5 protein-coding genes are annotated in these 5,998 nt (G+C 62.2%); all 5 read left to right on the forward strand.

From position 1 onward, the window contains the following. Positions 1 to 1,323 (forward strand): S8 family serine peptidase (locus tag VEJ16_07220; GenBank protein HYB09444.1); only part of this gene is annotated, 1,323 nt, incomplete at its 5' end. Positions 1,324 to 1,698: 375 nt separating this feature from the next. Then, complete coding sequence (locus tag VEJ16_07225; GenBank protein HYB09445.1) at positions 1,699 to 2,415, forward strand: hypothetical protein; 717 nt, start codon at positions 1,699 to 1,701, stop codon at positions 2,413 to 2,415. A gap of 87 nt (positions 2,416 to 2,502) precedes the next feature. Continuing rightward, positions 2,503 to 2,790, forward strand: a complete 288-nt coding sequence (locus VEJ16_07230; GenBank protein ID HYB09446.1) for a hypothetical protein — start codon at positions 2,503 to 2,505, stop codon at positions 2,788 to 2,790. Between the two features lie 160 nt (positions 2,791 to 2,950). Continuing rightward, positions 2,951 to 3,268, forward strand: a complete 318-nt coding sequence (locus VEJ16_07235; GenBank protein ID HYB09447.1) for a hypothetical protein — start codon at positions 2,951 to 2,953, stop codon at positions 3,266 to 3,268. A gap of 71 nt (positions 3,269 to 3,339) precedes the next feature. After that, positions 3,340 to 5,998: choice-of-anchor D domain-containing protein (locus VEJ16_07240; GenBank protein HYB09448.1), on the forward strand; the 2,659-nt coding region annotated here is incomplete at its 3' end.

The following is a 5,998-nucleotide window of genomic DNA, read 5'->3' on the forward strand; positions in this document are numbered from 1 at the left end:
GTCGAGGGCTTGTCTCGGCCGGGTTCCCTTGAACATTTGCTGACGCGGCCGAGCCCCGCCCCAGGGGAGGCATCGGGGGCCGAAGAGCGGGCACCCGGGCCCGGTGCGAGCGCTCCGTCCGGCCGTCCTGGTGCTGCGCCGCAAAATGTGCAATTCGTGGTGCTTTACCGTGCGCGCCCGGGCGGTACGGCGGGAAGTGCAGCGCCCGAGGCACTCAATCCGACGGCGCTCGCCGATGGTTTGGGCATCGTTTACCGAACCACGTTCGACTTGCCATCCGTCGGGCTTGCGGTTTCGATCTTCTCCGCAAGGGACGACACCGACGTGGCCGACGTGTTATCCCGCCTGTCGAGCGATCCGCGCATTGTCGCAGCCGACACCAATCGCTCCTTCAAGGGCCTGTCGACGGAGGGGGTCGACCTTCGCGTTCGCGAGTTGCAATACGCCCTGAAGGAGATCAACGCTGTGGGCGTAAGCGAAATCGCCACCGGGCGACACGTCCGCGTGGCCCTGATCGACAGCGGCGTCGATGCGCGGCACGCCGCACTGGCGGGGCGGATACTGGCGCAGGTCGATCTTGTGGGCACTGCCCAAAGCGAGGATGCCGGCGAGCGCATCGAGGAGACCCGGCACGGTACGGGAATTGCGGGCGTGATCGCAGCGCAGGGGAGCATGGTCGGGCTCGCACCCGAAGCGGGTCTGATTTCGATCAGGGCATTCTCGGCGCTACGCCCGCTCGATGAGGACACGGAAAGCACGTCCGACAAGATCGTGCGCGGGATCGACATCGCATTGCGGCTCAAGGCCCGCGTCATCAACATGAGCTTCGGCGGCCCGCGCGATCGTGTGATCGAACGCATGACCCACGAAGCCGCATTGCGCGGCGTGGTGCTTGTCGCGGCGGCTGGCAATGGCGATGGCGACGACGCGGCCTATCCAGCGGCCTATCCCGACGTGATCGCCGTGGCCGCGACGGACAATCGCTCTCGGCTCTATCGCCACGGCCGTGGCGAGCCGGATATGTCGCTGGCCGCACCGGGTGTGGATATCGTCACGACAGGACCGAACGGCGGCTATCAGGTCCTGACCGGGAGTTCGATTGCGGCGGCGCACGTGTCGGGACTCGCAGTACTCGTGATCGAACTCGCACCGACTCTCGGCCCCGCCGATGTCAGGGCGATCATGTGGCGCACGGGGCGTAGCCCAGCCGCAAGCCCCGGCGACGGCCCGGCCGTGCCACGTCTTATCGACGCCCGCGCCGCGCTCGCGAGCGTCAATGCCCAGGCGGTCGCCCATGCCGGCTCCGTCCGCGCCGCGCAGTGAGCGCGCGAGGGCGCGGCGATATTGAACATCATGCCGCGGACCGCTGAACCGCCTAAACGATCGAACGCCTAAGTGGAGAGAGATCGACGGATCGGCCAGCGGTCGAATTGGCCAATGATGCTGTCATTGTCTTATTAACCGACCAGGCTTCACTTTTTTTGCCTGAGACGCTCAGGGACATCCCAGCTCTCGTTGCCGGCGCCCACACTTAATTGTATGGGCGTTCGTGCTTTTGTACGATCCTCACCAGCCGAATATCACGACCGTGGCCAGGAAAAAATATTTTTCAGCGACGGTTCAATAAGTGCCGCAAGAACATTCGCCTTGACGTTGCCGGAGAAGTCAAATCGCGCGGCGGTTCGATGGGAGGAGCCCATGACCAATCAGGCGATCGAGAGAGAAAAACCCAAGCGGCTGGCGCAGGTCGGTCGCTTCCTCCTTCGCGAATTCAAAGAGGTATTGCCGCCGACCATTTTCTTCTTCATCGGCTTCAACCTCATCTTGTTCACGAAGCAGCTGATCCTCGCCGCCTATCTGATCCAATTCACGGGATTTTTCATTGCGACGACCTCGGCATTGATCGTCGCCAAGGCCGTACTGGTCGCCGATACATTGCCGTTCCTGAAGCGTTTCGATCGCCGCCCACTCGCGGCTCCCATTCTCTTCAAGACAGTGGTCTACACGGTAATCGTTTTTATAGCGCGCCTGATCGAGGCTTTCGTTCGCTATGCAACGACGATCGGCGCTGTCGGCCACGGTCAATTCATCGCGTACCAATTGGCCGACTTCAGCTGGCATCAATTCATTGCCACGCAGATGTGGATCTTCGTGCTCTTCCTGATTTACGTGACGGGAAGCGAAATTAACGCGATGCTCGGCCACGGCGAGTTGTACAAGATTTTCTTCGTTCGGCCCTCGCCGGAGCTGAAAGCCGTGCGGCGCGCACGCATCCGCTTGCTGGTGCGGTTGGCGCACTTGACCGAAGCGCACTCGATCGCGGAGTTGAGCACGTCCGGTTCTGCACCCCACGATGAACTGGTCGCCATACTTCGCGATTTGGCGGGAAAAAATGGACCGGCGAGAGTGCGATGACGCACGTACGCATTCGCGTCCATTAAAATAACTTGCAACGACGGCAGGGATGTCAAATGATGGCGTCAAGCGAGGGAGGCGCTTCGAATGGATGAAATTGTTCCGTTCGTTTTGGGCGCCGTGCTGGGCGCCTTAATCTGGACATTCACCTCTGGCCGCATGCGGCTCGCGCTAAGTGTCGGCGCGGTACTCGTGTCCGGCTTCGCCGCGACCATGCTGAGCGGCGAATATCTCGAAAGCTGGGTTTATCTGCTGCTTGACTTTGGCGAGGCGGCCATCGGTCTTGCGATTGGCATGTTTATCGCCCGCCGGGTGCAGTCGAGCCGCGCGTCTCAGCGCCTGCGCTCACCGACCGAAACAAAAGCACACCGTTAAAGGTCCGGGAGCCGCCCTCCGATCTCGCGGGCCGAGCGCCACGCGCGGCCCGCCACGCGTCCCATGCGCGCACCGGCCTCTGCCGGTAGTACATTCACGCATCGGGACGGGCGCCAGTCGACAAGCGTGACTCTGACAAGCGCCGGCGATGGAGGTTCCAATGGCAAAAACTGCAAAGCCGCAGGGCCCGCGCGACCGTGGGGCAGGTAAGCGTCGCCCCGATCGCGATCATGATCGGAAGCACGGGGACGAACCCGGACGTTCCGACCCACTCGGGCGCGACTACCCCGTATTCTCAAAGCTACGCGGCGCACGCTGGCAGGGAAGCGCACCTGCCACGGCGCAAGCGTTTGCACGCGCCGTCTCCCAATGGCGGCGGCTTCCCGGTGCGGTCGGAACGACGGCGACCGACCTTGGCAAGGGCGCCACGGAGCCGCCGCCTGCTACCGGCGGGGGCGAGAAGGGTGACGTGCCGTGACCCTGAACGGCTCCGTTTGGCTTCCGGTAGGGCCGAGCCCCGTTGCCGAAGGCTCCACCAACGACAACGGAATGGTTACATCCATTGCGTTCAATCCCAACAACCCGAAGACACTCTATATCGGGACGGTAGCAGGGGGCGTGTGGCGCTCCCGCGACGGCGGCGATCACTGGACGCCGCTCTTCGATCGGCAGTTGTTGATGGGGATAGGCGATCCCGGCGGCGTGGCGGTCGATCCGAACAATACCGACACCATCTACGCCGGCACCAGCGCCCGGTGGCTGTTGGGCGACGCCAATCCCACGTATTTCAACGCCAACCAGGCGGCACAGGGCCTTTATAAATCGACCGATGGCGGCAACAGCTGGATCCAACTCGGCTCCGGATTTCCCGCAAGCAACACCGGCAACGCCCTGACGGCCTTTTTCGGCACGAACATCAACGTCGTCATCGTCGATCCCCAGAACAGCAATAACCTTTACTGCGGCACCCAGAACGGCGTTTGGACATCGAACGACGGCGGCCAGAACTGGACGCAAGGCAACAACACGATCGGCGGGGACGCCCGCACACTCGTGCTCGATTCCACGTCACCGGCGGCCGCGCGCATTCTCTATGCCGGCATATCCGGCGTCGGCGTCTTCACGTCGACCGATAGCGGCGCAAATTGGACGCTGATTTTGGCCGGCGGCACGCCCGTGGTTGCCGCAGCCATTGGCCCATTTCCCAATGGGTTCGGAAAGGTCGTGGTCGCATTGGCGCCTCCCACCCCGATACCGAACCCCGGGGGCATCCAAGTCATTTACGTGAGTCTCCAGGGAACCGGCGGGGCCCCCGACCCCGTTGGGCTATTCGAGACCACCAATCAGGGATTCACATGGACGCAGGCTACGGCCACGGGCATGCCGAAGCGCACGCAAGGGGGCTACAGCTTCCACATGGGCGTCGATCCGGCCTCTCCCGGCGACGGGGTGAACGACATCATTTATTTCGGCACGGTCAGCCTCGCGAGCTCGACGAACTCAGGCGCATCGTTCACGAGTATTTCCGGCGTCCATTCGGATAATCACACATGGACATTTGTGCCGCAGACAGGTGGAGCGCCGACGATCGTTTATGTTGGCACCGACGGAGGCATCAGTGTCTTTAGCGGTGGTACTTGGACCTCCAAAAACAGTGGCGGCTTGCAGACCGGCTTGTTCTACAACGTCGACGTGAAGCCGGACGCAAGTGCCAGCGTCCTGATCGGGGCACTCCAGGACAATGATATCCTGACCACGAAAACCGCCAGCCCCCCAGGCTGGTTCGGGGCAATCGGCGGTGACGGATGGAATGCGGTCTATGACGGTCAGATCGCCGGACAAACCTACGCCAGTGCCGGCTACTTCTCCAATCCCTGCACTAGGGTCTTTGTATCCACCAACGACGGTGTCAACTACAGCAACATCACGCCGTGGGGCACGCTCACGGACGGTGGCTGTTATCTCGCCCCGCTCGCGACTGATCCCAGTAACGGCGGCGTCGTTTACGCGAGCGGCAACCAAAACCTTTGGCAGTCGCGGAACGGCGGGGGAACGTGGCGAATTCTGAATAACTTTGGCTCGACTGGAGCCATCGACGTCGCACCGACCAATGGCAACAACGTCGTCATCGCCATCGGCACCAGCGTGTTCGTCACCACCAACGCGCTTGCCATTTCCGGCGTGACGTTCACCAACATCACGCGCAATCTGCCGGGCCGCACTGTCAGCCGCGCGCGCTTCGATCCCGCGGACCCGACGATAATTTACGCTGTCCTTGGCGGCTTCAACGGAGGCGGCGGCAGCGGTCACGTCTTTCGCACGACCATCGGCGGTTCGTCATGGGTCGACATATCGCCGACCGTTGGATCGCTTAACGAGCCGTTGGATTTACCCTTCAACGCCATCGCCATGGACGGCACCACGACACCGACCACGCTGTTCGTCGGCACCGACCTCGGCGTACTTCGTTCCATGGATGGCGGAAATTCCTGGTCCATTCTGGACGATCTGCATTTTCCGCGCGCTCAGGTATCCGATCTCGTATTCAATCCGCTCGCGGGTGTGCTGGTCGCGGCCACCTATGGACGCGGTGTCTTCAAATTCGGTTCACCGGCCGGACCGGCGATTTCCGTTGGTTTGCAGGACAATCTGGCGTTCGGAACAATCTGCGGCGGGACAAGCTACCTGACGATCACGGTTTACAATGTCGGCGTTGCGGACCTCATCGTATTCAATGTGCAGGTGCTCGTCGGCTCGAGCGACTTCAGTGTTCTGCCCACACCGGCGACCCCCGTTACGATCGATCCCGGCGAGGAGATGGTCTTTACCGTCGCCTACAATCCCTCGGTCGCCGGGGTTGGCGAAACCGCGATCATCCGCATCACCAGCAACGACCCGACGGCACCCTTCGTCGATGTCCAGGCGACTGGCATCGAAGGAACGGGACAGCTCACGACCGCGATCGCCGATAACGGCGATTTTGGGAAGGTATGCCTGGGCGCCTTCGCCGACGAGCCGCTCGTGCTCAACAATTCCGGTCAGTGCCCGCTCTCGGTATTGTTGATTACCTCGACCTCGGGCGAGTTTCAGACGCCGTCCGTCGTGAGTTTTCCGATCAACATAGCACCCAGCACTTCGGTCGCGGTGCCGATCCGCTTTCAGCCGGCGGCATACGGCGTGCGGGGCGGGTCGATCACGATCTTCAGTA

The sequence above is a fragment of the Alphaproteobacteria bacterium genome (genome assembly GCA_035625915.1).
Classification (GTDB): Bacteria; Pseudomonadota; Alphaproteobacteria; order JACZXZ01; family JACZXZ01; genus DATDHA01.

Coding starts and splice junctions, on each gene's coding strand:
- VEJ16_07235 (HYB09447.1), top strand. CDS start 2,951: ATGGCAAAAACTGCAAAGCCGCAGGGCCCGCGCGACCGTGGGGCAGGT.
- VEJ16_07225 (HYB09445.1), top strand. CDS start 1,699: ATGACCAATCAGGCGATCGAGAGAGAAAAACCCAAGCGGCTGGCGCAG.
- VEJ16_07230 (HYB09446.1), top strand. CDS start 2,503: ATGGATGAAATTGTTCCGTTCGTTTTGGGCGCCGTGCTGGGCGCCTTA.